Source organism: Acetonema longum DSM 6540, from assembly GCF_000219125.1.
GTDB classification, from domain to species: domain Bacteria; phylum Bacillota; class Negativicutes; order Sporomusales; family Acetonemataceae; genus Acetonema; species Acetonema longum.
This window is the reverse complement of the sequence record NZ_AFGF01000063.1, coordinates 1-1,879: the sequence shown is the minus strand read 5'-3', so window position 1 is coordinate 1,879 and position 1,879 is coordinate 1. Positions and strand designations below refer to the sequence as shown.

3 protein-coding genes are annotated in these 1,879 nt (G+C 43.7%); all 3 read right to left on the bottom strand.

Annotated features, from left to right (window positions below):
• Positions 1-325 (bottom strand): IS110 family transposase (locus tag ALO_RS08050; protein ID WP_004094631.1); only part of this gene is annotated, 325 nt, incomplete at its 3' end.
• A 656-nt stretch (positions 326-981) separates the two neighbouring features.
• A complete protein-coding gene (locus tag ALO_RS08045; RefSeq protein ID WP_004094624.1) occupies positions 982-1,296 on the bottom strand; it encodes a contact-dependent growth inhibition system immunity protein in 315 nt (104 codons plus the stop codon).
• Positions 1,297-1,306: 10 nt separating this feature from the next.
• On the bottom strand, positions 1,307-1,879 hold a 573-nt coding region (locus tag ALO_RS22395), incomplete at its 5' end, for an RNase A-like domain-containing protein (RefSeq protein ID WP_004094623.1).

Sequence of the window (1,879 nt, the reverse complement as noted above, 5' to 3'; positions counted from 1 at the left end):
CCCTTTGAGTCTTTTTCACGTCACTTTTGCGTCCTGGCAGATTGCGCATATGATGAGCATTGACCACCATCAGACTTTGGCAATCCGGGTAATGTTCTTCAATGGCTTCATATACAGGGCGCCAATAGACGCCGGTGCTTTCCATGGCGACATGATAACATTGGTGCCGTTTGAGCCATTGAATGAATTTCTCCAAATCAGCGGGCAAAGTGTGAAACTCCGCATGAATCTCTTGGGGATGGTCCGTAACTCCTTTTAAAATACAAACCTGCAGGCTATCCCGATGGACATCCACACCACAGCAACAGTCTAAAAGGGCTTGCATGGGCCTCACTCCTAGTCAATGAATCAGTGGCAGGAGTAGATTGCCTGAAAAAAGAAGTTTATTGTCCGCTGTCTAGCAGCATTTCTCTGTACTCAAAAGGCAATCCAATCATGTTCTGATAGCGGAGTTTCCCTCCAAACCGTCCCTCGATTTTTTCCTGCCACTTCCAGTCTGCCCGTATTGCCCTTGTTTTCATGCTTTCTTCTGTGTCTTGGATTGTCATGGATGTTCTTTTGTTATGCTCGCGCAATCACACTTTGACTAATCCCCGTCAATCTGGCAATCCGTCTCGTCAATATCCCTGTTATATTTTTAATTGGCCGATCAACCTCTTTCCGCTTTTCTTTTGCTGTCGAATTCTTCGGGGTACGCTTATCTCCTCTACTTTTAAGGATATCATTTTACCAGCTATTCGGCAAGAGAACCGTCCCCGTGAGTCCGCCGTGAGTCTTACAAACAGCACCCCGTTCCACTGCATCTATTCGCTTCCGTCTAAACAAATAGCGAAGCAACGAACGTATTTTGTCCGCTGCTCCGCTGTTTGTTTTCGCTTTAAAAATAACGTGTCAAAAGGCGATCGTCCCCGGTGTCACCCTTTCGTCCCCGCGCTTCCTTAAAGTTTTCGTCCCACGCTTCCCACAAACGAAATATGCGTGTTACCTAATTACCTTATTACCTTTATCTCGATCGCTCAGGCTCTTTTTGAACCTTATTGCAACATCTTCTAGCCACTCAACCGGTTTTCTCCCAACTGCAGGAAAATAGATTTCAGCGTAAGTCTGAATAAATTTGTTTTTTTCCTCCTCAGTTAGATTGCTTTCTAAAAAACTATTTGTAATGTCCATTATTGTCTGAATCCAATCCTTATCAACAGATTCAATATAATCTTCTAAAGCTTCTTCTGGCGAAGTAATATCTTGATGAAAGGTCCCGCCAAGAAAATTTTTTAGCTCTTTCCACTCGGGGGTCATCCGCATCCTCCTATCTAGTTGTGTAAGCAGTCAAAATATCGTATCCGCCATTCCCGTTACTTTTAAGGATAATTTTTGCATTAGTCATATTCTCAATATTGGTTGAACCTCGTGTAACTCCCCGCCCGATAACGGTAGTACCTTGGTATGACAATGGCAAATTTCCTTTTGCGCCATTGGCCAGCCAATTGTTGATTTCAGCCTGCTTCTTCGGGTCTGTTAGAACGGAATTCACAACATTATTGGCCGAAAGGTCGTCAGTAAATGTTGATGCACCCGTTATCTTCGGGTTAGCATTCAGTCTATTAAGCAATTCTTGGTCTGACAAACCCACATGCTTATCAAATACATGTTGGCCTTTACCAACCGCCTCTGAAACTCCATTAGATGATGTTTTAAAATCAGGTTTAATTTTTTCAGTGTTTATCGTCCCCTGAACTGCATCTGCTGTTTTGCCTGCCGCTTTAGCCGCATCTCCTGTTGTGTCTGCTAGTTTGGCCGCATCTGCTAAATCATCTGCCTTTGTAGCTATCTTGGATACTCTCACCACCGCTTTTTCACCTTTGGTGATGAAACTAATTAC

Excerpts from the sequence above, each read along its gene's own strand:
- ALO_RS08045 (WP_004094624.1), bottom strand. The coding sequence starts at position 1,296 with ATGACCCCCGAGTGGAAAGAGCTAAAAAATTTTCTTGGCGGGACCTTT.